This is a genomic window from Kitasatospora sp. NPDC058170 (genome assembly GCF_042883905.1).
Classification (GTDB): Bacteria; Actinomycetota; Actinomycetes; order Streptomycetales; family Streptomycetaceae; genus Kitasatospora.
The window spans coordinates 79,260-105,229 of the sequence record NZ_JBHVUV010000030.1; the positions used below are offsets into that span (position 1 = coordinate 79,260).

Annotated in this window: 10 protein-coding genes and 1 pseudogene; all 11 read left to right on the plus strand. The window is 74.9% G+C overall.

Features of this window, described 5'->3' with window-relative positions; all coding sequences use genetic code 11:
- Positions 1-67: 67 nt before the first annotated feature.
- The 11 genes and pseudogenes from ACFVVX_RS29745 to ACFVVX_RS29795 all read left to right on the plus strand — a co-directional run bounded on the left by ACFVVX_RS29745 (position 68) and on the right by ACFVVX_RS29795 (position 25,892).
- Positions 68-337, plus strand: a complete 270-nt coding sequence (locus tag ACFVVX_RS29745) for an acyl carrier protein (RefSeq protein WP_387950041.1) — start codon at positions 68-70, stop codon at positions 335-337.
- 2 nt (positions 338-339) lie between these two features.
- Positions 340-1,212, plus strand: coding sequence for a hypothetical protein (locus ACFVVX_RS29750; RefSeq protein WP_387950043.1), 873 nt, complete (start codon positions 340-342; stop codon positions 1,210-1,212).
- A complete protein-coding gene (locus tag ACFVVX_RS29755; RefSeq protein WP_387950045.1) occupies positions 1,212-1,904 on the plus strand; it encodes a hypothetical protein in 693 nt (230 codons plus the stop codon). The genes ACFVVX_RS29750 and ACFVVX_RS29755 overlap by 1 nt, the downstream gene beginning before the upstream one ends.
- Positions 1,901-3,073, plus strand: coding sequence for an acyl-CoA dehydrogenase family protein (locus tag ACFVVX_RS29760; protein ID WP_387950047.1), 1,173 nt, complete (start codon positions 1,901-1,903; stop codon positions 3,071-3,073). Before ACFVVX_RS29755 ends, ACFVVX_RS29760 begins: the two co-directional genes overlap by 4 nt.
- A 151-nt stretch (positions 3,074-3,224) precedes the next feature.
- Complete coding sequence (gene sbnA / locus ACFVVX_RS29765) at positions 3,225-4,229, plus strand: 2,3-diaminopropionate biosynthesis protein SbnA (RefSeq protein WP_387950049.1); 1,005 nt, start codon at positions 3,225-3,227, stop codon at positions 4,227-4,229.
- On the plus strand, positions 4,229-19,261 hold the full coding sequence (locus tag ACFVVX_RS29770; protein WP_387950051.1) for an amino acid adenylation domain-containing protein: 15,033 nt from the start codon (positions 4,229-4,231) through the stop codon (positions 19,259-19,261). The genes sbnA and ACFVVX_RS29770 overlap by 1 nt, the downstream gene beginning before the upstream one ends.
- A complete protein-coding gene (locus tag ACFVVX_RS29775; protein ID WP_387950053.1) occupies positions 19,255-20,073 on the plus strand; it encodes an ABC transporter permease in 819 nt (272 codons plus the stop codon). Before ACFVVX_RS29770 ends, ACFVVX_RS29775 begins: the two co-directional genes overlap by 7 nt.
- A 22-nt stretch (positions 20,074-20,095) precedes the next feature.
- Positions 20,096-21,400 carry a cytochrome P450 gene (locus ACFVVX_RS29780; protein WP_387950055.1) on the plus strand — a complete coding sequence of 435 codons (1,305 nt, stop codon included), beginning with the start codon at positions 20,096-20,098 and terminating at the stop codon, positions 21,398-21,400.
- Positions 21,401-21,502: 102 nt separating this feature from the next.
- Entirely contained in the window at positions 21,503-22,465 is a 963-nt protein-coding gene (locus tag ACFVVX_RS29785) for an ATP-binding cassette domain-containing protein (protein WP_387950057.1), read from the plus strand.
- A 23-nt stretch (positions 22,466-22,488) separates the two neighbouring features.
- Positions 22,489-22,614: pseudogene (locus tag ACFVVX_RS29790) on the plus strand (transposase); the annotation flags it as partial.
- A gap of 314 nt (positions 22,615-22,928) precedes the next feature.
- Positions 22,929-25,892: a hypothetical protein gene (locus ACFVVX_RS29795; protein WP_387950059.1), complete on the plus strand. Its 2,964-nt coding sequence runs from the start codon at positions 22,929-22,931 to the stop codon at positions 25,890-25,892.
- Positions 25,893-25,970: the final 78 nt, after the last annotated feature.

A 25,970-nucleotide genomic window follows, 5' to 3' on the forward strand; every position in this document is an offset into this window, starting at 1 on the left:
CTCCCGCGCCACGGCCCCTGAACCCCCCCACCACCGACCCTCCACCACACCGGAAGGAGAGCGCGCCATGCCCGAGACCACCGGCACCGACCGCGCCCGGATCGTCACCGAGATCTCCGCCGCGCTCGGCGAGGTACTCGACTACGACCTGCCGAAACTCACCGAGGACTCCCGGCTCTTCGACGAGCTCGGCCTGGACTCGACCGGCGTCTTCGAGCTGCTGATGCGGCTGGAGGAGTCACTGGACATCGAGTTCGACACCGACTCGCTGGAGATGGCCCACTTCGCCAGCGTCCGCTCGCTGGCCGACTTCGTGGCCGCGGAACTGGACGGCTGAGGATGCCCGTGCAGAGCGCCCCGGCGGCCGTCCGGCGGGGGGAGCCGGTGGAGTTCCCGCTGCGGCTCGCCGCCGTCGCCCACCGCGCCTTCCCGCCCGGCACCGCCCGGATCGACGACCCGTTCTCGCTGCGCCACTTCGCCGACCTGACGGCCGGCTACGGCGTGCCGCACCGCCCCGACCTCGCCGAGGGCGGCGGGAACACCTTCACCACGATGGCCACCGCGCTGCTGCGCGACCTCGCCCCGCCCGGCCTGCCGATCGACCTGGCCCTGGTCGCCCACGCCACCCCGGACCTGGACTGCCGGCTCGCCGCCGTCACCGCCCTGTCCGAGCTGGTCCCCGGCCACCCGCTCAGCTTCGCCGTCGCCGACTGCGGCTCGGCGGCGCCGTTCGCCGCACTGCGGCTGGCCGGCGCGTACGCCCGCCGCCACGGCCACCGCGCCGTCGCCGTCTTCGCCCTCGACCAGCACACCCTGCCCTACGAGAGCGGACCGCGGCCGGCCGGGGACGCCGGGGTGGCACTGCTGTTCACCGACACCGGCACCGAGGGCCGGCTCACCCTGAGCAGGCTGCCCGGCACCACCGCCGAGGAGCTCCCGGACGCGCTGCGCTCCGCCCTCGCCCGGCTGGGAGCCGGCCCCGACCTGCCACTGGTCGTCGGCCCCGGGCTGGACCGCGCCCGCGACCTGCCCGGCCACACCGGCCCGATCACCCAGGCCCCGCCCGGCCAGCCCGCCTCCGGCACGCTCACCGCGCTGGCCGCCGACCCCGGCCGCGCACGGAGCCTAGTGCCGCGTCAGGCACTAGCCGTCGTCGACTACGACCCGGCCGGCCGGGACCTCAGCGTCTGCCTGATCGAGCGGGGTTCCTGATGGCCACCGCCGCCCGGCCCGGCACCGGCCTGCCGGACCGCTGCCAGGACACCGCCCGGCACCAGGGCCTCGCCCCCGCCCTTGCCCTGCTCGGCGCCGAGACCCTGCCCGGACTGCTGCCCTGCGGGCCCGCCGGACACGCCGTCACCGATGCCGCCACCCACGCCACCGCCGGCCGGCTCTGGACCGACGGCACGACCAGCCGCCGCGCGGGCGGCCACGAGCGCGTCCTCGCCACCGTCGACCTGCCCGGCGGCGCCGTCGTGCTGGCCGCCGCGCCCGTCCCGGCCGAACGGGCCCCGGACGAAGCGCAGCGCGCCGCCTTCGCACTCGGCCTGGCCCGGATCCGGCTCGGCCTCTCCGAGGCGCTGCGCACCGCCTGCCTGACCCACCTCGGCCGGCGCCGCAGCGGCGACGGCTACCTCCTGCAGCAGCAGCTGGTGAAGGGCGCCCTGGCCGACGCCGTCGCCGAACACCTGGAGGCCGCCGCCGTCCTGGCCGGCGCCGGGCCCGGCGAACTGGAGCCCGCGGTGCTGGCCGACCTGCACACCCGGATCACCGTCACCGACCGCGACCAGGTCCGGCTGCTCGGAGCGTCCGGCTACCTGCGCGACGGCCCCGGCATGACCGCCTACGTCTCGGAGCTGCTCGCCGAGGCCCACACCGCGACCGCAGAGGGGCACCAGCCGTGAGCCGCACCGAGGACCGCCGCCTCGCCGCGCTGGCCGGGCGGATGCGCGAGTGGGGCGAGGACCTGCGCCCGCTCGCCCTGGAGATCGACCGCGACCCCGAGGCTGTCCGGCACCACCTGCACCTCCCCGCCCTGCGGTACCTGTCCGCGATGGGCATCCCCGCCGAGTACGGGCACACGCCCGAACCGGTCGACGGCCACCGCTTCCACGGCGTCACCGCACTCGAACGCGTCGTCGTCATGGAGGAGTTGGCCGCCGCCGAGGTCGGCGCACTGGTGGCCGCACCGGGCCCGTGGCTCGCGGGCGTCGCCGTCGGCCTGCTCGCCGACCACAAACAGAAGGAGTGGTTCTACGGCCGGCTGCTGGCCGAACCGCTCTGGACCTGCTTCGCCCTCACCGAGCCCGACCGGGGCTCCGACGCGGCCGCCCTGCGCACCAGCCTGACCGCGGGACCGGACGGCCTGCTGCTCAACGGCGAGAAGCGCTACGTCGGCAACGCCGCCCGCGCCCGGCTCGCCGTGGTCTTCGCCCGCAGCGCCCCCGGCCCGCTCGGCATCACCGCCGTCCTGGTCGACACCGCCGAACCCGGCTACCGCGCCGAACCGCTCGACATGATCGGCCTGCGCGGCGCCCGGATCAGCGCGATCACCCTGGACGGCGTGGCCGTCCCCGAGGACCGCGTCCTCGGCCGGCACCTGCCGGCCACCAGGCGCGGTGTCTGGGCGTTCGTCCAGACCTTCAACGTGCTGCGCCCGGGCGTCGCCGCCATCGCCGTCGGCATCGCCCGCGCCGCCCTGGAGTACGCCACCGCCCAGCGCCGCACCCTGACCGCCGACGAGCGGCACCGGCTCGACGTGCTCGGCCGGCGGATCGCCGCCACCCGCAGCCTGGTGCGGCAGGCCGCCGCGGCTGTGGACGCGCGCGGCAGCGACGGCCACCTGGCCTCCGCCGCCAAACTGCGCGCCGCCCGGCTCGCCGAGGAGGCGACGCTGACCGCGGCCGGCCTGCTCGGCCCCGGTGCCCGGCTGGCGCACCCGCTGCTGGACAAGCTGGCGCGCGACGCCCGGGCGACGGAGTTCCTGGAGGGCACCGCCAACATGCAGCGGCTCAACCTCTTCCAGGGCCTGCTCGGCGGCCGGGTCGACCGGGCCCGGCCGCGGCCGGACTGACCGTCAGCCTGCCGTCAGCGCCCTCGGACAGCATGGGTTCGGCGCCCCGCGCCCGCCCCGCACCGGCCCCGCTCCAGCTCGGACCGCATCGGGCCAACACCAGACCAATTCGGCACCCGCTACCGCGTCATGACCGGGTGGGAGTAGACGCATGCCAGTGATCACGACACCGCAGGAGTTCGACGTGGAGGACCTCTACGTCGACCTCCGCCAGGTTCTCGGCCGCCCGCTGTACCTCAAGTGCGAGGGGTTCAACTTCGCCGGCTCGGTGAAACTGCGGGCCGCCGGCGAGATGGTGGACGCGGCCGAGCGGTCCGGCGCGCTGCGGCCGGGGATGACCATCGTGGAGAGCTCCTCCGGCAACCTCGGGGTGGCCCTCAGCCTGGTCGCCGTCAGCCGGGGCCTGCGCTTCGTCTGCGTCACCGACTCGCGCTGCACCGCCGCCTCCCGGCGGCTGATGAGCACCCTCGGCGCCGAGGTCCAGGTGGTGACCGAGGCCCACCCCGACCGCGGCCTGCTCGGCGCCCGGCTCGACCGGGTGGCCGACCTCTGCGCCGCGCACCCCGACTACCACTGGCTCAACCAGTACGCCAACCCCGGCAACTGGACGGCGCACTACCGGACCACCGGCCCGCAGATCGCCAAGGCCTTCCCCGACCTCGACGTGCTCTTCGTCGGCGCCGGCACCACCGGCACCCTGATGGGCTGCGCCCGGTTTTTCCGGGAGAACAACCCCGGCGTGACGATCGTCGCGGTGGACGCCGCCGGCTCGGTCACCTTCGGCGGGCCGCCCGGGACCCGGATGATCCCGGGCGTCGGCACCAGCGTGCGCCCGGCGATCCTCGACGACTCCTACGTGGACGACGTCGTGCTGGTCTCCGAGGCCGACACCGTCCGGGCCTGCCGCAGCCTGCTGCGCGGCGGGTTCCTGCTCGGCGGCTCGACCGGAACCGTGGTCAGCGGCGCCGCCCGCTGGCTCGACGCGCACCGGCCGGACGGCGGCCTCACCGCCGTCGCCATCGCCCCCGACCTCGGCGAGCGGTACCTGGAGACCGTCTACCACGACGACTGGGTGCGCGAGCACCTCGGCGCGGAGGCCCTCGGGCCGCGTCCCGTCCCGCTCGGCCCGACCACCATCTCCACCTGGAGCCTGTGATGACCTCAGACCCGCGTACCGCTCTGCCGCTCAGCGCGGGCCAGCTGGAGATCTGGCTCGACGCGAAGGACTCCGCCGGGAGCAACGCCTACAACTCGGCCGGGTACCTGGACATCCGCGGCCCGCTCGACCGGGGGCGGCTGCGGGGCGCGCTCCAGCGGCTGGTCACCGAGGCCGAATGCCTGCGCGCCCGCTTCGCCGAGACCGCCGGCGAGCCCCGCCAGTACCTTGAGGAGCTCACCGAACTCCCGCTCTCCGAAGCGGACTTCAGTGATGACCCGGATCCGGAGGCGGCCGCCGACGGCTGGTTGCAGGCCGATCTGGCCGATCCCTTCGACCTCGCCGCCGGAGCACTGTTCCGGCTCGGTGTCCTCACCCTGGCCGAGGACCGCACCCTGCTCTACCTCTGCGTCCACCACCTGCTCTGCGACGGCTTCAGCCAGACCGTCCTGTGGCGCCGTCTCGCCGAGCTGTACGCCGAGCCGCCCACGGACCGGGCTGTCGACGGTGCACTGCCCCCGCTGGCGGGCCTGCTCGCCGCCGAGGCCGAGTACGCCGCCTCCCCGCAGGCCCGCAAAGACGCCGCCTTCTGGCAGCGCCGGTTCCCCGAACCGCCCGAGCTGCTCAGCCTCTCCCGTCGCCGCCCCACCGGAACCGCCCCGCAGGGCTTCCTGCGCCGGACGGCCACCCTCACCCCGGCCGCCTCCGCCCGGCTGCGCGCCGCCGCCGCCCGCGCCGACGTCACCTGGCCCACCGTGGTGCTGGCCGCCGTCGCCGTCTACACCCAGCGGATGACCGGCGCCGAGGACGTCCTGCTGACCCTGCCCGCCACCGCCCGGCTCACCGCCCGGCAGCGGGCCGTCCCCGGGATGATGGCCAACTACCTGCCGCTGCGCGTCCCCGTCCGCCCCGCCCTGACCAGGGACGGCCTGCTCCGGGAGACCTCCCGCGAGCTGGCCGGGGCCCTGCGCCACCAGCGCCGCCGGGTCAGCGCCATCCGCCGGGACCTCGGGCTGCGCAGCGACGACCGCCGGCCGTTCGGACCCTTCGTCAACCTGCTGCCGCAGCAGACCGAACTGGCGATCGGCCCCTGCACCGCCCGGGTCGCCAACCTCTCCACCGGTCTGATCGACGACCTGATGGTCACCGTGGTGGAGCGGCCGGACGCGGGCATCGAGCTCCACCTCAACGGCAACCCCGACCTGTGGACCGGCCCCGAGATCGACACCCACCTGGCCCGGCTCACCCGCTTCACCGAACACTTCGCCGCCGCCGACGGCGCCCGGCCGATCGGCGCCCTGGAGACGGCGGCGGAGGAGCACCCGGTCTGGCTGCGCGCGGGGGCCGGGCCCGAACGCCCGGCCGGTTTCGACTGCGTGGTCGCCCGGATCCGGGCGCTCGCCGCCGAGCGGCCCGACGCGGTCGCGGTCACCGACGACACCGGGTCCACCGGCTACGCCGAGCTGGTCCGCCGCTCCGCCGCCCTCTCCCGCCGTCTGGAGCCGAGCCGTCCGGAGGGCGGCGGGCCGGAGCAGAGCCGCCTGGCGCACGGCGGGCCGGAGCAGGACGGGCCGGAGCACGGCGGGCTGGTCGGCGTGCTGGCCGCCCCCGGCACCGGCTTCCTCACCGCGGTCCTCGGCGTCCTCGGCGCCGGCGGCGCCTACGTCCCGCTCGACGTGCACGCCCCGCTCGCCCGGACGGCCGCCCTGCTCGCCGACAACGGCATCCCCACCCTGGTCACCGACCCGGAGCACCGGTCCGCCGCCGAACGGGCCACCGCCGGCCGCCCGGTGCGGATCGTCGTCCTCGACGAGGCCGAGGACCGGGCTGGCGGCCGCGCCGACGACCGGGCCGAGGACGCGGCCGAGGACCCCGCCCCGCCGGTCGGCACCCCGCAGGACCTCGCCTACGTGATCTTCACCTCCGGCTCCACCGGGAAGCCCAAGGGCGCCATGGTGCACCGCGCCGGCCTGGTCAACCACCTGCTCGCCAAGGCGGACGACCTCGCGCTCACCCGCCACGACGTCATCGTCCAGAACGCACCCGTCACCTTCGACATCTCCGTCTGGCAGCTGCTCGCCCCGCTCGTCACCGGCGGCAGCGTCCGGATCGTCGGCCGGGACACCGCCGCCGACCCCGAACGGCTCTTCGCCCTCGCCGCCGCCGAGGGCGTCACCGTGCTGGAGCTCGTCCCCTCCCTGCTGCGCGCCGCCCTCGACACCTGGGACCTCACCGGCGACGCCCCCGAACTGCCAGCGCTGCGCCACCTGGTCGCCACCGGCGAGGCACTGCCCGCCGACCTCTGCCGCCGCTGGTCGGCGCGCTACCCCGCGATCGGACTGGTCAACGCCTACGGGCCGACCGAGTGCTCGGACGACGTCACCCACGCCCACCTCGGCCCCGGCTCGGTGCCGCCCGGCGGCCCGGTGCCGATCGGCCTCCCGGTCCGCAACACCCGGCTCCACGTGCTCGGCGACGACCTGCGCCCGGTGCCGCCCGGCGTACCCGGCGAGCTGTACGTGGCCGGCCACGGCGTCGGCCGGGGCTACCTCGGCGACCGGGCCAGGACCGCCGCCGCCTTCCCCGCCGACCCGTACGGACCGGCCGGCACCCGGATGTACCGCACCGGCGACCGGGTCGTCCGGGGCGAGGACGGCCGACTCGTCTTCCTGGACCGCCGCGACCACCAGGTCAAGGTCCGCGGCCACCGGATCGAGCCGGGCGAGATCGAGGCGGCGCTGCGCGCCCTCCCGTCCGTCGCCGACGCCGCCGTCCTCGCCGACACCGACCCCGCCGGGCGCACCCGGCTGGTCGGCTACTGCGTGCCCCGCGCGGGCACCGCCCCGGACGCCGCCGGGCTGCGCGCCGAGCTGGCCGCCGTCCTGCCCGACCACCTCGTCCCGCAGAACCTCCTCGTCCTCGACGCACTGCCGCGCACCGCCCACGGCAAACTCGACCGGCGCGCCCTGCCCACCCCCGTGCCCGCTCCCGCCGAGGCCAGCGCCACCGCCCGCACCCGCGCCGAGGAGATCGTCTGCGCCGTCTTCGCCGAGGTGCTCGGCGTCCCGGCCGTCGGCGTCCACGACGGCTTCTTCGAACTCGGCGGCGACAGCATCAGCGCCATCCAGGCCGTCGGCCACGCCCGCCGCGCCGGCCTGCTCCTCACCCCCCTGCAGATCCGCCGCCACCGCACGCCCGCCGCCCTCGCCGCCGTCGCCACCACCACCGCGGCCGGTACCGGCCCCGCCCGGCCGGAGCCGGAGCCGGACGGGACCGGCGAGATCGAGCTGCTCCCGATCGCCCACCAACTGCGCGAGGACCTCGGCACCCTGGACGGACGCACCCGCGAGTACAGCCAGTACGTGGTGCTCACCACCCCCGCCGGCCTCGACCCCGAGCGGCTGGCCGACGCCACCGCCACCCTGCTCGACCACCACGCCGTGCTGCGCTCGCGCCTGACCGTGGTCGCCGAAGGACTCTGGACCCTGGAGGCGCTGCCCCGCGGGGCCGTCTCCGCCGCCGCCGTGCTGCACCGCGTCGACGTGTCCGCCGCCGCCGACGACCCGGCGGCGCTGGCCGCCGCCGTCGAGGAACACCTCGACGCGGCCCGCCGCGGCCTCGCCCCCGAGGACGGCGTGGTGACCAGGCTCGTCCTGCTCGACGCCGGACCGGGCCGCCGCGGCCGCCTGCTCTGGGTCGTCCACCACCTCTGCGTGGACGGCGTCTCCTGGCGCATCCTCACCGCCGACCTCGCCGCCGCCTGCGCCGGCCGCGCCCCCGACCCCGTCGGCACCTCCTACCGCCGCTGGTCCCGCCTGCTCGGGGAGAACGCCCGCAGCACCGAACGGGTCCGCGAGTACCCGCTCTGGGCCGCGCAGTCCGCCCCCGACACCCCGCCGCTCGGCACGCGCCCGCTCGACCCCGCCCGCGACGTGTACGGCACCGCGCACCGGCTGCGCCTCGAACTGCCCGCCGACACCACGGCCGCGCTGCTCACCTGCGCCGAGCAGGCCTACGGCGGTGGGATCAACGACCTGCTGCTCACCGCCCTCGCCGTGGCCGTCGCCGACCGGCAGCACCGGCGCGGCCCCGCCACCGTCGCCGCCGTGCCCGTCGAACTGGAGGGCCACGGGCGCGAGCAGTTCACCGAGGAGGCCGACCTCTCCCGCACCGTCGGCTGGTTCACCAGCGTCTTCCCCGTCCTGCTGTCCCTCGCCGAGGCCGACCGGGCCGCCTTCCACGACGCCGGCGAGGCCGTCGGCACCGCCCTGCGCGCGGTCCGCGACCGGCTGAGCCGACTGCCCGACCACGGGCTCGGCCACGGCCTGCTGCGCCACCTCAACCCGCAGACCCTCGCCGGCCTCGCCCGGTCCGGCGTACCCGAGCTCGGCTTCAACTACCTCGGCCGCTTCCCGGTCGGCGGCGCCGACCGGGACTGGGCGCCCGACACCCGCCACGGCGTGGTCGGCACCGGCGTCCACCCGGACATGCCGCTGCGCCACGTGCTCGCCGCCACCCCGGTGACCGAGGACCGGCCGGACGGGCCACGACTCGTCGCCGACTGGCTCTGGGCCCCCGGGGTGCTCGCCGACGAGGACGCCGAGGCCATCGCCCACGGCTGGTTCCGCGCCCTGGAGACCCTGGTCGCACACGCCGCGACGCTCGCCCCGCGCCCGCCCGAGCCGCTCGCCCTCTCCCCGCTCCAGCAGGGCCTGCTGTTCCAGGCCGAACTCGACCGCCAGGGCGTGGACTCCTCCCTGCTGCAGGCCGCCCTCGACATCGAGGGCCCGCTCGACCCGGACACCCTGCGCGCGGCCGCCGCCGCCCTGATCGCCCGCCACGACGGCCTGCGGGTGCACTTCCCCGCCCGGCCGGGGGAGCGGCCCCACCAGCTGGTCGCCCCCGAGGCGCCGCTGCCCTGGACCGAGACCGACCTCAGCGCACTGCCCGACGAGGCCGCCCGGCAGGCCGAGGCCGACCGGCTCACCGACGCCGACTGGGCCCGCGGCTTCGACCTCGCCGAGCCCCCGCTGCTGCGCTTCACCCTGCTCCGCCTCGCCGACGACCGGGTCCGCCTGCTCTGGACCGTGCACCACCTGCTCGCCGACGGCTGGTCGATGAGCGTCCTGGCCCGGGAGCTGTTCACCCTCTACGCGGCCGGCGCCGACCCGGCAGCCCTGCCCGAACCCCCCTCCTACCGCGCCTACTTCTCCTGGCTGGCCGACCAGGACACCGAGGCCGCGCGGGCCGCCTGGCGGACGGCGCTCGCCGGCCTGGCCGGGCCGACCCGGCTCGCCCGGGCCGACCACCGCGACGACCCCCGCCCGCCCGAGACGGTCGAACGGGAGCTGCCCGAGGAGCTCACCGAGCGGCTCACCCGCTGGGCCCGCTCCCGGCACCTCACCCTCAACACCGTGCTGCAGGGCTGCTGGGCCCTGCTGCTCGGCCGGCTCACCGGCGCCACCGACGTGGTGTTCGGCGCCGTCCACTCCGTGCGGCCCCCCGAGCTGCCCGGCATCGACGACCTCGTCGGCCTCTTCCTCACCATGCTGCCGGTCCGGGTCGTCCTCGACCCGGCCGAGCCGGTCGCCGACCTGTTCGAGCGGATCGACGACCAGCAGAGCGCCCTGCTGGACCACCGGCACCTGGGCCTCGCCGAGGTGCAGCGGCTGGCCGGCTCCGGCGACCTCTTCGACACCGTGCTCAGCTACCAGAACCAGCCCCGGGCCGACCTGGCCGGCCTCGGCGCGATCGTCCCCGGCCTGCGCCTGGGCAACGGCCGGACCAGGCTCGCCGGCGAGCGCGGCCTGGCCGTCCTGGTGTACCCGGGCCGCCGGCTGACCCTCAGCGCCGAGTACCGGCCCGCCGCCCACCGGCGCCCCGACGTCGAGCGGCTCCTCGACGACCTGGTCGACCTGGTGGAGACCGTCCTGGACCGGCCCGGACAGCCGGTCGGCCGACTGGAGCCGCCGGCCGACCGGGAGCGGCGGCTGATCCTCGGCCGCTGGGCCGGGCAGGCCGCCCCCGCCCCGCGGACCGTCATCCCCGAGCTCTTCGAGGCCCGGGTCGCCGAGGCCCCGGACGCCGTCGCGGTGATCGCCGCCGACGACACCGCCACCGGCTACCGCGCCCTGGACGAGCGGGCCAACCGCCTCGCCCACACGCTGATCGCGCTGGACGTCGGCCCCGAGCGGATCGTCGCGCTCGCCCTCCCCGACCCGGTCGAGATGACCGCGGCCGTCCTCGCGGTGCTCAAGACCGGCGCCGCCTACCTGCCGATCGACCCCAAGTACCCGGCCGACCGGATCGACTTCATGCTCGCCGACAGCCGGCCCGCCGTCCTGGTCACCACCGCCGAGCTGGCGCCCCGGCTCACGGCGGGCGGCTGCGCCACCGTCCTGCTGGACGACCCGGCGACCGCCGCCGCCCTGCGGTCCGCGCCCGGCCACGCCCCCCGCGACGCCGACCGGACCACCGCGCTGCTGCCCCGGCACCCCGCGTACGTCATCTACACCTCCGGTTCCACCGGCCGCCCCAAGGGCGTCGTCGTCGACCACTCCGGCTTCGCCGCGATGGTCGCCGCTCTGATCGAGCGGTTCGGCGTCGGTGCGGACACCCGGGTGCTCAAGTTCGCCTCGTTCAGCTTCGACGCCTCGGTGTGGGAGCTCAGCCTCTCCCTGCTCGGCGGCGGCACGCTCGTCGTCGCAGGTGAGGACTGCCGGGTCCCCGGCCGGCCACTGGTCGACCTGCTGCACCGCCACCGGGTCAACCTCGCCGGACTGCCCCCGGTGGTGGCCGCGGCGCTCCCCGAAGGCACCCGGCTGCCCGCCGACCTGACCCTGGTCGTCGCCGGTGAGGCCTGCCCGCCGCACGTGGTCGCCCGCTGGTCCGGACAGCTGCGGATGTTCAACGGCTACGGCCCGACCGAGGCCGTCCTCGCCTCCACCGTCAGCGAGCGGCTGGACGGCTCCCCGGGCCGGCCGCCGATCGGCCGGCCGACCCGCGCCCACCGCGTCCACGTCCTGGACGCCGCGCTGCGGCCCGTCCCCGCCGGGGTGGTCGGCGAGCTCTACGTCGGGGGCAACCTCGCCCGCGGCTACCTGGACCGGCCCGGCCTCACCGCCGGCCGCTTCGTCGCCGACCCCTTCGGCCCGGCCGGCGAGCGGATGTACCGCACCGGCGACCTCGCGAGCTGGCTCCCCGACGGGCAGCTCGACTACGCCGGGCGCGTCGACGACCAGGTCCAGCTGCGGGGCTTCCGGATCGAGCTCGGCGAGATCGAGGCCGCGCTCACCGCCCGGCCCGAGGTCGCCCAGGCCGCCGTCGTCGTGCGCAGCGGCGGCGGCGATGGTGACGGCGACGGCGGCGAGGAACGCCTGGTCGGCTACGTGGTGACCGGCGCGCCCGGCGGGGCCGACCTGCGGGCGCTGCGCGCGGAGCTCGCCGCCGCCCTGCCCGAGTACATGGTTCCCGCCGCCCTCGTGGCGCTCGACGAACTCCCGCTCACCCCGCAGGGAAAACTGGACCGCAAGGCCCTGCCCGACCCGCGGACCGCCCCCGCCCGGGCCGGCCGCGGTCCGCGCAACCCCGTCGAGGAGATCCTCTGCGCGATCTTCGCCGACGTGCTCGGCACGGCCGAGGTCGGCATCGACGAGGACTTCTTCGCCATCGGCGGCCACTCACTGCTGGCCACCCAGGTGATCAGCCGGGCCCGTACCGCGCTCGGCACCGAACTGCCGATCCGGATGTTCTTCGAACAGCGCACCGTCGCCGGTGTCGCCCAGCAGCTCACCACCGGCGGCGACGTCCGCCCCGCGCTGCTTCCCGCCAAGCGGCCCGAACGCCTGCCGCTCTCCTTCGCCCAGCTGCGGCACTGGTTCCTCAACCGGCTGGACCAGCAGAGCGCCGCCTACAACGTGGCCTTCGCCGTCCGGCTCACCGGTCCGTTGGACACGGTGGCGCTGGCGGCGGCGGTGGCGGACGTGGCCGGTCGGCACGAGAGCCTGCGCACGGTCTTCCCCGAGACGGACGGCGAGCCCTGCCAGCAGGTGCTGGACGAGGCACCCGAACTGACGATTCGTCAGGTCACCGCGGACGGCCTGGCCGCGGCCGCCGCCCGCGAGGCCGGCCGGGGCTTCGACCTCGCCACCGAACTCCCGCTGCGGGCGGTGCTGTTCCGGATCGGCCCGGCCGAGCACCTGCTCCAGCTCGTGGTCCACCACATCGCCTGGGACGGCTGGTCCGTCGCCCCGCTGACCCGTGATCTCTCGCGGGCGTATGCGGCGCGGGTCGGGGGTGTGCCGCCGCAGTGGGACGAGTTGCCGGTGCAGTATGCGGACTACGCGTTGTGGCAGCGTGAGTTGTTGGGGGACGAGGGGGAGGAGGGGTCGCCGGCGGCGCGGCAGTTGGCCTATTGGCGGGGTCAGTTGGAGAACCTGCCGGAGGAGTTGGTGCTGCCGTTCGACCGGCCGCGGCCGGTGGTGGCCTCGCATCGTGGTGGGACGGTGGCGTTCCGGTTGGGGGCGGGTGCGCATGCGGGGTTGGCGGCGCTGGCCCGGGAGTCGGGGGCGTCGCTGTTCATGGTGTTGCAGGCCGGTCTGGCCGCGCTGCTGTGCAGGCTCGGTGCGGGTGAGGACATCCCGATCGGCTCGCCGATCGCCGGGCGCACCGACGACGCGCTCGACGACCTCGTCGGCTGCTTCATGAACACCCTGGTCCTGCGCACCGACCTCTCCGGCGATCCGACCTTCCACACCCTGGTGGAACGCGCCCGGGAGACCGCCCTCGCGGCCTTCGCCCACCAGGACATCCCCTTCGAGCGGCTGGTCGAGGCCGTCGACCCGGTCCGCTCGATGGGCCGCAACCCGCTCTTCCAGGTGATGCTGGTCCTGCAGAACAACGCCCGGCCCGGACTCGACCTGCCGGGCGTGCGGCCCACGTTCGAGCCGCCCGCCGCCGACTCCGTCAAGTTCGACCTGAACGTCTTCCTGATCGAGCAGCACGGCCCGGACGCGGCACCCGCCGGCCTCGACGGCTTCCTGGAGTACAGCGCCGACCTCTTCGACCGGTCCACCGCCGAGGCGCTGGCGGAGCGCCTGGTGCGGCTGCTGGAGCAGGTGGCCCGGGAGCCGCGGACACGGCTCGGCCAGCTGGAGGTGCTGTCCGCCGCCGAACGCCACCGGGTGCTCGACCAGTGGAACGACACCGCCGGCGGGGAGCCGGACACCACCGTGCCCCGCGTCTTCGAGGCCCAGGCCGCCCGCACCCCGGACGCGGTGGCCGTCCTCGCCGGGGACACCCGCCTCAGCTACGCCGAACTCGACGCCCGTGCCAACCGGTTGGCCCGGCAGCTGATCGGCCTCGGCGTCGGCCCGGAGCGGCTGGTCGCCCTGGCCCTGCCGCGCTCGGCCGAACTGCCGGTCGCCCTGCTCGCCGTTCTCAAGGCCGGCGGCGCCCACCTGCCGCTCGACCTCGCCTACCCGGCCGAGCGGCTGCGGCTGATGCTCGACGACGCCCGGCCCGTCCTGCTGCTCACCGACACCGCGACGGCCGGGCTGCTGCCGCCGGGCGAGGTACCGGTCCTGCTGCTGGACGCCCCGCAGCCCGAGCCCGAGCCCGAGCCCGATCACGCTGCTGCCGCCGCGGCCGACGCCCCGGTGACCGACGCCGAGCGCGCGGCCCCGCTGCGGCCCGACCACCCGGCCTACGTCATCTACACCTCCGGCTCCACCGGCCGCCCCAAGGGCGTCCTCGGCCTGCACCGGGCCCTGGTCAACCGGCTCACCTGGTTCGCCGAGGAGCTGCCCGGGCAGCGCACGGCGGCCGTCCTCGCCAAGTCGCCGGTCAGCGTGATCGACGGCATCACCGAACTGCTCGCCCCGCTGCTGTCCGGCGGCTCGACCGTCTTGGTCGACGCCGACACCGCCCGCAGCGTGCCCGACCTGGCCGAGGCGGTGGCCCGGCACGGCATCGCCCGGCTCACCGTGGTGCCCGGCCTGCTCAACGCCTTCCTGGAGAGCGGGGACCTGGCCCGCGCGGCCGACTGCCCGGTCTGGATCTGCAGCGGCGAGCAACTGCCCCCGGCCACCGCCGAGGCCTTCCACCGCCGGCTCCCCGGCGCCCGGCTGCTCAACTTCTACGGCGCCTCCGAGGCCGGCGCCGTCGCCACCCGCGGCGAGGTCCGCACCGGCTCCGCCGGGACCCTGATCGGCCGACCGATCTGGAACACCCGGGTGTATGTGTTGGACGGGGGTCTGCGTCCGGTGGTGCCGGGTGTGGTGGGGGAGTTGTATCTGGCGGGTGCGGGTCTGGCGCGTGGGTATGGCGGTCGTTCGGGTCTGACGGCGTCGCGGTTCGTGGCGTGTCCGTTCGGTTCGGGTGGGCGGATGTACCGGACGGGGGATCTGGTGCGGTTCACGTCGGGTGGGGAGTTGGTGTTCCTGGGGCGGGCGGACGAGCAGGTGAAGGTGCGGGGGTTCCGGGTGGAGCCGGGTGAGGTGGAGGCGGCGCTGCTGTCCCATCCGTCGGTGAGCCGGGCGGTGGTGGTGGCGCGTTCGGACGGTCCGGGCGGGACGGCCCTGGTCGCCTACGTGGTCGGCACGGAGCCGGACCCGGCGGCCCTGCGGGAGTTCACCGCCACCCGGCTGCCCGAGTACATGGTCCCCTCCGCGGTGGTGGTGCTCGGCTCGCTGCCGCTCACCCCGAGCGGCAAGACCGACCGCCAGGCGCTGCCCGCACCGGACTTCGCGTCCTCGGCGGCCTCACGCGCGCCGCGCACCGCCGTCGAGGAGACGCTCTGCGGCCTGTTCGCCGAGGTGCTGGGCCTGGAGCGGGTCGGCATCGACGACAGCTTCTTCGACCTCGGCGGCCACTCCCTGCTCGCCACCAAACTGGTCAGCCGCACCCGGGCCGCGCTCGGCACCGGCCTCGCCATCCGGGACGTCTTCGAGGCCCCGACCGTCGCCGGCCTCGCCGGCCGTCTCCGGGGAGGCCCCGCCGCGCGGCCCGCCCTGGGCCCGCGCCACCGCCCGGACCGGCTGCCGCTCTCCTCCGCCCAGCTGCGGCTCTGGCTGCTTAACCGGCTGGACCGGCGCTCGGCCGCCTACAACATGGCGCTCGCCGTCCGGCTCACCGGTCCGTTGGACGCGGTGGCGCTGGCGGCGGCGGTGGCGGACCTGTCCGGTCGGCACGAGAGCCTGCGCACGGTCTTCCCCGAGACGGACGGCGAACCCCGCCAGCTGATCCTGGACGACCGGGCCGAGCCGGCCCACCGCCGGGTCAGCCCCGAGGCCCTCGCCGAGGCGGCCGCCGACGAGGCCGGCCGACCCTTCGACCTGTCCGTGGAGCCCCCGCTGCGGGCGGTGCTGTTCCGGACCGGCCCCGCCGAGCACCTGCTCCTGCTGGTGGTCCACCACATCGCCGCCGACGGCTGGTCCCTGGCCCCGCTGACCCGTGATCTCTCGCGGGCGTATGCGGCGCGGGTCGGGGGTGTGCCGCCGCAGTGGAGCGAGTTGCCGGTGCAGTATGCGGACTACGCGTTGTGGCAGCGTGAGTTGTTGGGGGACGAGGGGGAGGAGGGGTCGCCGGCGGCGCGGCAGTTGGCCTATTGGCGGGGTCAGTTGGAGAACCTGCCGGAGGAGTTGGTGCTGCCGTTCGACCGGCCGCGGCCGGTGGTGGCCTCGCATCGTGGTGGGACGGTGGCGTTCCGGTTGGGGGCGGGTGCGCATGCGGGGTTGGCGGCGCTGGCCCGGGAGTCGGGGGCGTCGCTGTTCATGGTGTTGCAGGCCGGTCTGGCCGCGCTGTTGTCCAGGCTCGGTGCGGGTGAGGACATCCCGATCGGCTCGCCGATCGCCGGGCGCACCGACGACGCGCTCGACGACCTCGTCGGCTGCTTCATGAACACCCTGGTCCTGCGCACCGACCTCTCCGGCGACCCGACCTTCCACACCCTGCTCGGCCGGGTCCGGGAGAGCGCCCTGGCCGCCTACGAGCACCAGGACATCCCCTTCGAACGCCTGGTCGACGCGCTCGACCCGGCCCGCTCGATGGGCCGCAACCCGCTCTTCCAGGTGATGCTGACGCTGCAGAACAACGCCCCCGGCGTCCTGGACCTGCCCGGACTGGACACCACCCCGGCGCCGCTCGGCCTCGACACCGCCAAGCTCGACCTCTCCCTCGTCGTCACCGAGCAACTGGGCGCGGACGCCGCACCCGACGGCCTCGACGGCGTCCTGGAGTACAGCGCCGACCTCTTCGACCGCGCCACCGCCGACGCCCTGGCCACCCGGCTGGTCCGCCTGCTGGAACAGGTGGCCCGGGAGCCGCGGACACCGCTCGGCCGGCTGGAGGTGCTGTCCGCCGCCGAACGCCACCGGGTGCTCGACCAGTGGAACGACACCACCCGCCCCGAGCCGCCCGGCACCGTGGTCGAGGCGTTCCAGCGCACCGCCGCCCGCACCCCGGACGCGGTGGCCGTCCTCGCCGGGGACACCAGCCTCAGCTACGCCGAACTGAACACCCGCGCCAACCGGCTGGCCCGGCGGCTGACCGGCCTCGGCGCCGGACCGGAACGGCTGGTCGCCCTCGCGCTGCCGCGCTCCGCCGAGGCGGTGGTCGCCCTGCTCGCCGTCCTCAAGGCCGGCGCCGCCTACCTCCCGATCGACCCGGCGCTCCCCGCCGAGCGGATCCGGCTGATGCTCGACGACGCCCGGCCCGCCCTGCTGCTCACCGACACCGCGACGGCCGGGCCGCTGCCCGACACCGGCGTCCCCCGGGTCGACCTCACTGAGGCCACGGCGGCCGCCGCCGCCCTCGACGGGACGGACCGGACGGACCCGCCGCAGCCCGGCCACCCCGCGTACACGCTCTACACCTCGGGCTCCACCGGGCGCCCCAAGGGCGTGGTGATCGAGCACCGGGCGCTGCTGAACCTCCTGCTCGCCATGGCCGAGCGCTTCCCGCTCGACCCGGCCGACCGGCTGCTCGCCGTCACCACCTGGTCCTTCGACATCGCCGGCCTGGAGCTCCACCTGCCGCTCCTGGCGGGCGCCGGCCTGGTCGTCGCACCGGACGGCGCCGCCCTGGACCAGCCGGCGCTGGCCGCGGCCGTCACCCGCCACCGGGTCACGGTGATGCAGGCGACCCCTGCGCTCTGGCAGGAACTGCTGCTGCACGCCCCCGAGGCGGTGCGCGGCCTGCGGGTCCTGGTCGGCGGCGAGGCGCTGCCGGACACCCTCGCCGCCGGGCTGCTGGCCCGCGCCCGCGAGGTCACCAACCTCTACGGCCCCACCGAGACCACCATCTGGTCGACGGCGGCCACCCTCGCCGCGGGCCGGCCCGTCACCCTGGGCCGCCCCGTCCGCAACACCCGGGTGTACGTGCTGGACGGGGGTCTGCGTCCGGTGGTGCCGGGTGTGGTGGGGGAGTTGTATCTGGCGGGTGCGGGTCTGGCGCGCGGGTATGCGGGTCGTTCGGGTCTGACGGCGTCGCGGTTCGTGGCGTGTCCGTTCGGTTCGGGTGGGCGGATGTACCGGACGGGGGATCTGGTGCGGTTCACGTCGGGTGGGGAGTTGCTGTTCCTGGGGCGGGCGGACGAGCAGGTGAAGGTGCGGGGGTTCCGGGTGGAGCCGGGTGAGGTGGAGGCGGCGCTGCTGTCCCATCCGTCGGTGAGCCGGGCGGTGGTGGTGGCGCGTTCGGACGGTCCGGGCGGGACGGCCCTGGTCGCCTACGTGGTCGGGGCCGACGACGGGTTACGGGAGTACCTCGCCGCCCGGCTGCCCGCCGCCCTCGTCCCCACCGCCGTCGTCGTCCTGGACGCCCTCCCGCTCACCCCGAGCGGCAAGGTGGACCGCCGCGCCCTGCCCGCGCCGGACTTCGCGGCCCCGGCCGCCTCACGCGCGCCGCGCACCGCCGTCGAGGAGACGCTCTGCGGCCTGTTCGCCGAGGTGCTGGGCCTGGAGCGGGTCGGCATCGACGACAGCTTCTTCGACCTCGGCGGCCACTCCCTGCTCGCCGTCCGCCTGGCCGGCCGCGCCCAGGCGGCGGGCCTGCACCTGGACGTCGCCGACATCGTCCTGCACCGCAGCGTCGCCGAACTGGCCACCCGCGCCCGCCCGGCGCGACACCCGCAGGCCCAGGCCCTCGACCCCTTCGCCGCCGTCCTCCCGATCCGCCCGGGCGGCGAAGCGCCACCCCTGTTCCTGGTGCACAGCGGGCTCGGCTTCAGCCTCCCCTACCTCGGGCTGGCCCGGCACCTCGACCCCCGCTACCCGCTCTACGGTCTCCAGTCACCCGCCCTCGACGGCACCGCACCCCCGCCCGCCGACCTCCGCGAGGCGGCCGCCGACCACGTCGGGCGCATCCGGCGGCTGCGTCCGCACGGCCCGTACCGGCTGCTCGGCTGGTCCTACGGCGGCGTGCTCGCCCACGAGATCGCCGTCCGGCTCCAGGCGGCCGGCGAAGAGGTCGACTACCTCGCCGACCTGGACGGCTACCCCGGCCGGACCGGCCGCGACGCGGACCCCGCCGACGACCGGGAGCTGCTGCTGCGCGCCCTGGAGGCGCTCGGCCGCAGCCGCTCCGAGTTCACCGGCCTCGACGTCACCCCCGCCCGGCTCCTCACCGTGCTGCGCCGCGAGGACAGCCCGCTGGCCGGGCTGGACGAACCGGGCGTCCTGCGCCTGCTGCGGCTCTCCCGCGTCCACGGCGGGCTGATGGAACGGTTCACCCCCGGCCGCTTCCGGGGGGACCTGCACCTGTTCGCCGCCACCGAGGAGTGGACGGCCGACGAACTCGCCGAACAGCACGGCCGCTGGACCGCGCACGTGACCGGCGCGGTCCGGCTCCACCGGATCGCCTGCGGCCACGAGTACCTGATGCACCCCGGCCCGCAGGCCGCCGTCGGGCGGGCCGTCCGGAGCGAACTGGCCCGCCTCGACGGCCCGGCCGACAGCCCGCCCGACGCCCGGAACCGCGACGGCCGGAACCGCGACGGCCGGAACCGCGACGCCCAGAACGGAGACCGTCCGTGGTGACCCTCACCGACATCCGCCGGCCCGCGCCCCCGCTGGCCCTGCTCACCGAGTCCCTCGCCGTCGCCGGCCGCCGGCTGCGCCGCCTGCGCCGGGGGCCCGGCCGCCTGATCGGCATCGTGATGAACCCGCTGATCTCGATGATCGTCCTCGGCTACCTGTTCCAGGGCTCGCTGTCGATCTCCGGCCAGGGCAGCTACCAGGAGTACATCTTCGCGGGCGTCGCGGTGCAGACCGGCCTGGCCGGGATCGGCCCGACGGCGGTGGCCATCGCCATGGACCTGCGCGGCGGCTTGGTCGACCGGTTCCGCTCGATGCCGATCTCCCGCTCGGCCGTGCTCGCCGGCCACACCCTGGGCGACCTGGTCGTCGGACTGGTGGGCCTCGCCGTGGTCACCGGGTTCGCCCTGCTCTTCGGCTGGCGCCCGCACACCGACGCGCTGTCCCTCGCCGCGGGCCTGGCCGTGCTCACCGCCTTCATGTTCGCGATGCTCTGGGTCGGCGTGGCGCTGGGGATGTTCTCGCGCAACCTGGAGACCATCAACGTCTTCGCGGGGCTGGTCACCGTCCTGCTCACCTTCCTCTCCAACGCCTTCCAGTCCGTCGACCGCCTCCCGTCCTGGCTGCGGCCGGTGGCCGAGTGGAACCCGGTCAGCGCCGTGGTGACCGCCCTGCGACGGCTCTGGGGCAATCCGGTGGCCACCACCAGCGGCTCCTCCCAGCACGTGGCGCTGACCATCGCCGTCTCGCTGGGTGCCGTCCTCACCCTCACCGTCCTGCTGAGCCTGCGCCGCTACCGGAGCGCCGCCTCCTGACCCCGTCCCGGAAAGGGCCGTCATGCGCCAGCCACCTGCGACGACCGGCGAGGCCTCCCCGCCGCTCGACCCCGCCGACACCGAAGCCGCCGACACCGACCCCGACCTCCTGCACGCCGACCTGGCCGCGATCGACCTGAGCGCCATCGACCTGACCGACCCGCAGACCTACCTCTCCAGCGGGCTGCGCGCGATGTGGGCCAGGTTCCGCGCCGAGAGCCCCGTCCACCTGCACCCGGCCACCGGAGGCAAACCACCCTTCTGGGTGATCTCCCGGCACGCGGACGTGCTCGCCGTCTACCGCGACAACAAGCGCTTCACCTCCGAGCGCGGCAACGTCCTCGCCACCCTCCTCCAGGGCGAGGACTCGGCCTCCCGCAAGATGCTCGCCGTCACCGACGGCCCCCGGCACCGGGACATCCGCAACCTGATGCTCCGGTCCTTCTCCCCGCGCGCGCTCGCCCCCGTCGTCGAGGGCGTGCACCGCCGCACCGGCGAGCTGATCGACCAGGGCCTGGCCCGCGGCGCCTTCGACTTCGTCACCGACCTCGCCGACCACATCCCGATCAACACCATCGGCGACCTGATGGGCATCCCCGCCGAGGACCGCGAGCAGCTGGTCCACTGGAACACCCAGACCCTCTCCCGGACCAGCGCCGACCACAGCGAGACCGAGGAATGGCTGGCCCGCAACGAGATCCTGCTCTACTTCTCCGGCCTGGCCGCCGCCCGCCGCCGCCACCCCGGAGACGACGTCATCAGCGCCCTCGCCACCGGCACCGTCGACGGCGCGCCGCTCAGCGAGGAGGAGATCGTCTTCAACTGCTACAGCCTGATCCTCGGCGGCGACGAGTCCAGCCGGATGTCCTCGATCGGCGCCGTCATCGCGCTCTCCGAGCACCCCGACCAGTGGAAGGCGCTGCGCACCGGCGCCGTCGGGCTGGAGTCCGCCACCGAGGAGGTCATGCGCTGGACCACGCCGGCCATGCACTTCGGCCGCCGCGCCCTGACCGACGTCGAGCTCGGCGGCCGGACCATCCGGGCCGGGGACGTCGTCACCCTCTGGAACAGCTCGGCCGACTTCGACGAGGACGTCTTCGCCGACCCGTACACCTTCGACCTCGCCCGCTCCCCGAACAAGCACGTCGCCTTCGGCTACGGACCGCACTTCTGCATCGGCGCCTTCCTCGGCCGCACCCATGTCGAGGCGATGCTGGCCGCCCTGCGCGAGCGGGTCGCCGGGATCGAACTCCTCGGCCCGCCGCGCCGGCTCTACTCCAACTTCGTCTTCGGATACAGCGGCCTGCCGGTGCGGCTCACCGCCTGAGCACGGACCGCGGACCGTCAGCCCGCCGTCAGCGGGACATGCCACAGTCGACCCGAGGGCGGCGAACGCCACCGGGGTCGGGAGAGGTCGGGAGCACCCACCATGGACCTGGCAATCCGTGCGGAAGGCCTGCACAAGCGCTACCGGAGCGGGGTCCAGGCCCTCGCCGCCATCGACCTGAGCGTCCGGGCCGGCACCGTGCTCGGCCTGCTCGGCCCGAACGGCGCCGGCAAGACCACCACCGTGCAGATCCTCACCACCCTGGTCGAACCGGACGGCGGCCACGCCGAGGTGGCCGGCTTCGACGTCGCCCGCCGACCGGGCGAGGTGCGCCGCCGCATCGGCCTGGCCGGCCAGTACGCCGCCGTGGACGAGGTGCTCACCGGCCGGGAGAACCTCGTCCTGCTCGGCTGCCTGCTGCACCTCGGCCGCCGCCGCGCCCGGGCCCGCGCCGACGAACTGCTCGAACGCTTCGGCCTGTCCGACGTCGGCCACCGGCCCGCCCGCTCCTACTCCGGCGGCCTGCGCCGCCGCCTCGACCTCGCCAGCTGCCTGATCACCGCGCCACCGGTGCTCTTCCTCGACGAGCCGACCACCGGCCTCGACCCGGTCAGCCGGATGGCCCTGTGGGGCGTGGTCCGCGAACTCGTCGACGACGGCGCCACGGTGCTGCTCACCACCCAGTACCTGGAGGAGGCCGACCACCTCGCCGACCAGATCGTGGTTGTGGACTCCGGCCGGGTCATCGCCGACGGCACCCCCGACGAACTGAAGCGCAAGGTCGGCCGCGAACGGCTGGAGCTGACCGTCGCCCGACCCGCCGACGCCGGTGCGGCCCTGGCCGCCCTGCGCCCGGTGCTCGCCGCCGAGCCGGCCCTCGACGAGGCCAAGGGGCGACTGGCCATCCAGCTGGACGACGGCCTCGGCGGCATCGCCGACGTGGCGGCCGCCCTGCGCGACGCGGGCGTCGAGGTCGCCGACTTCGCGCTGCGCCGCCCGACCCTGGACGACGTCTTCGCCCACCTCACCGGCGGGCCGGGCGAGCCCGGGCCGCCGGCCGCGTAGCCGGGACCACGTCGGCCCTTCGCCCTTCGCCCGTCGATCGCGCCCGGCCCGGCTCGAAGCACCATCTGCTCGTCGACCGGCACGGCACCCCGCTCGCCGTCACGCTCACTGGCGGGAATCGGCACGACGTCACCCAGTTGTCGCCGTTGCCGGCCCACTTGACGGCGCATCGGATGTCCGACCTTGATCGGGAAAGCACAGTCCTGACCTGTCGCGATCGAATCGAATCGGTTCGCAGGGGCTTCACCGTGGCCGCCGGTCCGACTGGTCGGCTCGCCGGGGCGGACGTGGCAAGAGGGCCGTTTCGGCACGCACCGGATCTGGCCAAGTTCCGTGAAATGCGACGAAGTTGTGATCGTCCTGGGTAGCTTTCGAGCGAACCGGAAGGCGTCGTTCGCCCATGAGCTGGGCGTTCCGACGCCCGGCTGCCTCTCCCTGACCTCCTTCGCAGACGGGAACAGTGATGACCACCCCGAGCACCGGAACACCTGCCACCACCCCGGCGACACCCCCGGCGGCCCGTGCCGGGCTGGACGGCGAGACACCCAAGGACCTGCTCCCGACGACCGGCAACTACCCCACGGAGATCGTCCGCTACCGGTCGGTGGTGCTCACCGACATCCCCGGCGCCAAGCCGGCGCGCAAGCTCACCGGCGCCATCGACCTCGGCGAGGAGAACCTGCCGTTCTACGACCGCCCGGCCGAGGGCATGATCGTCACCACGGAGCAGAGCTGGAAAGCCGAGGGCGTCACGCTCGGCCGGCTGCTGCACAGCCTGGCGCTCGCGCCCGGAGAGAGCACCAAGGTCGCGGTCGTCGACTGGCAGCGCGGCACCAAGGCCACCGGCACCGAGAACACCGCCGAGAACGACTCGCTCTCCAGCATCACCGACCAGAACCGCTCGATCAGCGAGGTCGCCAACGCGATCGCCCGCGAGGAGCAGTACGGCACCTCCCGGGCCTCCCAGGCAAGCAACTCCGCCAGCTCGGGCGGCACCTTCGGCACCTCGCTCGGCATCATCAGCGGCGGCGCGTCCTGGAGCAACTCGTCCAACTCGGGATTCACGACCGCGGTCTCGCGCTCCACCGGCGTGAAGTCGGTCGCCGCCGAGGCCGCGCAGCGCATCAGCGCGCGCACCCAGCAACTGGCCACCGCCGCCCGCAGCCGGAACATGACCGTGGTACGGGAGACGACGCAGTCGGAGAAGGAGAAGGTCCTCACCCGCGTCGTCACCAACTACAACCACATGCACGCGATGTCGGTGCAGTACTACGAGGTCGTGCAGGTCTACAGCGTGACGACCAAGCCGACCAAGCTCGAACGCTGCCTGTTCATCCCGTTGCAGGAACTCACCTTCACCAACACCACCCTGCAGCGGTACAAGGAGGTCCTCGCGTCGGTGGCGCCCGCCGAGTGGGCGAAGAAGATCCGGGAGGCCAACCCCTTCAACACCGCCGAGCGCAAGCTGGACGCGTGCACGGCGCCGGAGGCACCCCAGGTGGCCCACTTCGACGGGGTGGACCTCGCGGACATCGCCGCCTCTCCCGTGGGCGTGTACGGGGTGCGCAAGTCCGACGGCAGCCCGGTCCGCTTCGACCCGGTGGCCCGGCAGTGGAACCCGCTGCCCACCACCGGCCTGGACAGCAGCCTGATCCGCATCGCCCCGGGCAAGGACACCCTCTGGGCGCTCAGGACCGACAACCTGCTCGTCCAGTTCGACGGCACGACCTGGCGGCGCGACGCACAGGGCTGGGCGGCACGCTCTCTTGCCTGCGGTTCGGACGGCACGCTCTATGTCGTCGGCATGGGCAACGCGATCCACTACCGCGACCCGAACGGCGTATCGCACGACACGAACGTCCTGGCTGACGACATCACCGCTGTCGGCCGGGACAGGGTCTGGTACTGCCGGCAGGGGCGGACCTACGAGCGCAGCGGCGGCGGATGGCTGGAGCGGACCCCGGTGCCGAACGTGCAGCGCCTGTCCGCAGGTCCGGACGGCACGCTGTGGGGCATCACCGCCGAGGGCAAGGCCCTCGTGGTGGAACCGGGCGCGATCGCCTGGACCACCCCCAAGCCCCCCTTCGCGACGATCACCGGCATAGCCGAGATCGTCTCGTCCACCAACGGGGATCACTGGGTACTCAAGACCGACGGCTCCCTCCTGCGGATCCTGATGGCGCAACGGGAAGCGCCGCTGGCCTTCGACGCCCCGCCGAAGGCCGACTCCTCCTACGCCTCCAAGATCGACGTCTGGTACGACGAGGCCGGAATCCGCAGCATCCAGGTGGTCTTCCCCGGCCAGACCGTCCGCTTCGGCGACAGTGGCAGCTCCGGCGTCCTCCAGCGCGCCTCCTACACCTTCGGCCCCACCGACAAGCTGCTCTCCTACGACGCCTGGGCCGGCACCGGCGCCCGCGGCAGCCTCGCCGGACTGCGTCTGACGATGACCTCGGGCGTGGCCAACTTCGGCGTCGCCGAGACCACCACCACGGCACCCGACCTGAGCGAGGACGCCGGCGGAGCGGCCCTGTGCGGGCTGTTCGGTGCGACGGTGAAGTCCGGCACCCGCACCTACCTCTCCTCGCTCGGCTTCCACGTGCGCGGCGGGAGCGTGCCGCAAGCGGTGCTGGACCACCTCAACGACAACCGCCGCCACTACAGCCAGGCCGTGTGGGCCAACGCCGACGAGCTGACCCTCAGCCGCATCCTCGCCAACTACTCCTACACCCCGGCCGGCTCGACCGCCGCCGCGGTCCCGCTCGGCATGCTGCTGGACCCCAAGCCCGTCGCCGCCACCGGCAACTACCTCGGCTTCCGGTGGAACTTCCCCACCGAACAGGAACGCGAGGCATGGGCCAAGGCCCGCCACCAGAGCGACACCTCGCTCGGCGCGTCGGTGACCAACACCATCGCCATCGCCACCGACGGCGTGTTCGCCGAGGCCGTCCTCGGCCGGGCCAACTCGGCCGAGAAGATCGACCTCACACGGTTCTGGAACTGGAAGGACTCGCCCATCCAGATCACCGCACCCGACATCGCACCGGTCGCCACCGGCACCCGCGCGCAGAACCTCGACCTCTCGGTGGCCGGCCTGGGCACCACCGCGGCGTCCTTCACGCCGCTGGTGGCCATGCCCGACCCGACCGGTCTCCAGGCCGCGCAGGCCATCACCACCGCGAACCTGTTCCGCGACATGAGCGGCCTCAACACCATGGGCCAGGTCCTCACCAAGGGCATCGAATCCGCCGCCGCCGGCGACAAGGCCGCCGGCGAACGCGCCCAGGACGCCATGAAGACCGCCACCCAGCACCTGGAGAAGATGGCCGAACTCGCCATCCAGGCCACCAAGAAGGCCACACCGGCCGGGGCCGCCACCAACCCGACCGTCACCGGGGGTGAGATCAACCAAGCCGTCAAGGCCTGACCACCACACCACGCGGGCCCGGACCACAACCCGGGCCCGCCCCCGCTCAATCACCAGCAGCGACTCCGCACCCGGCAC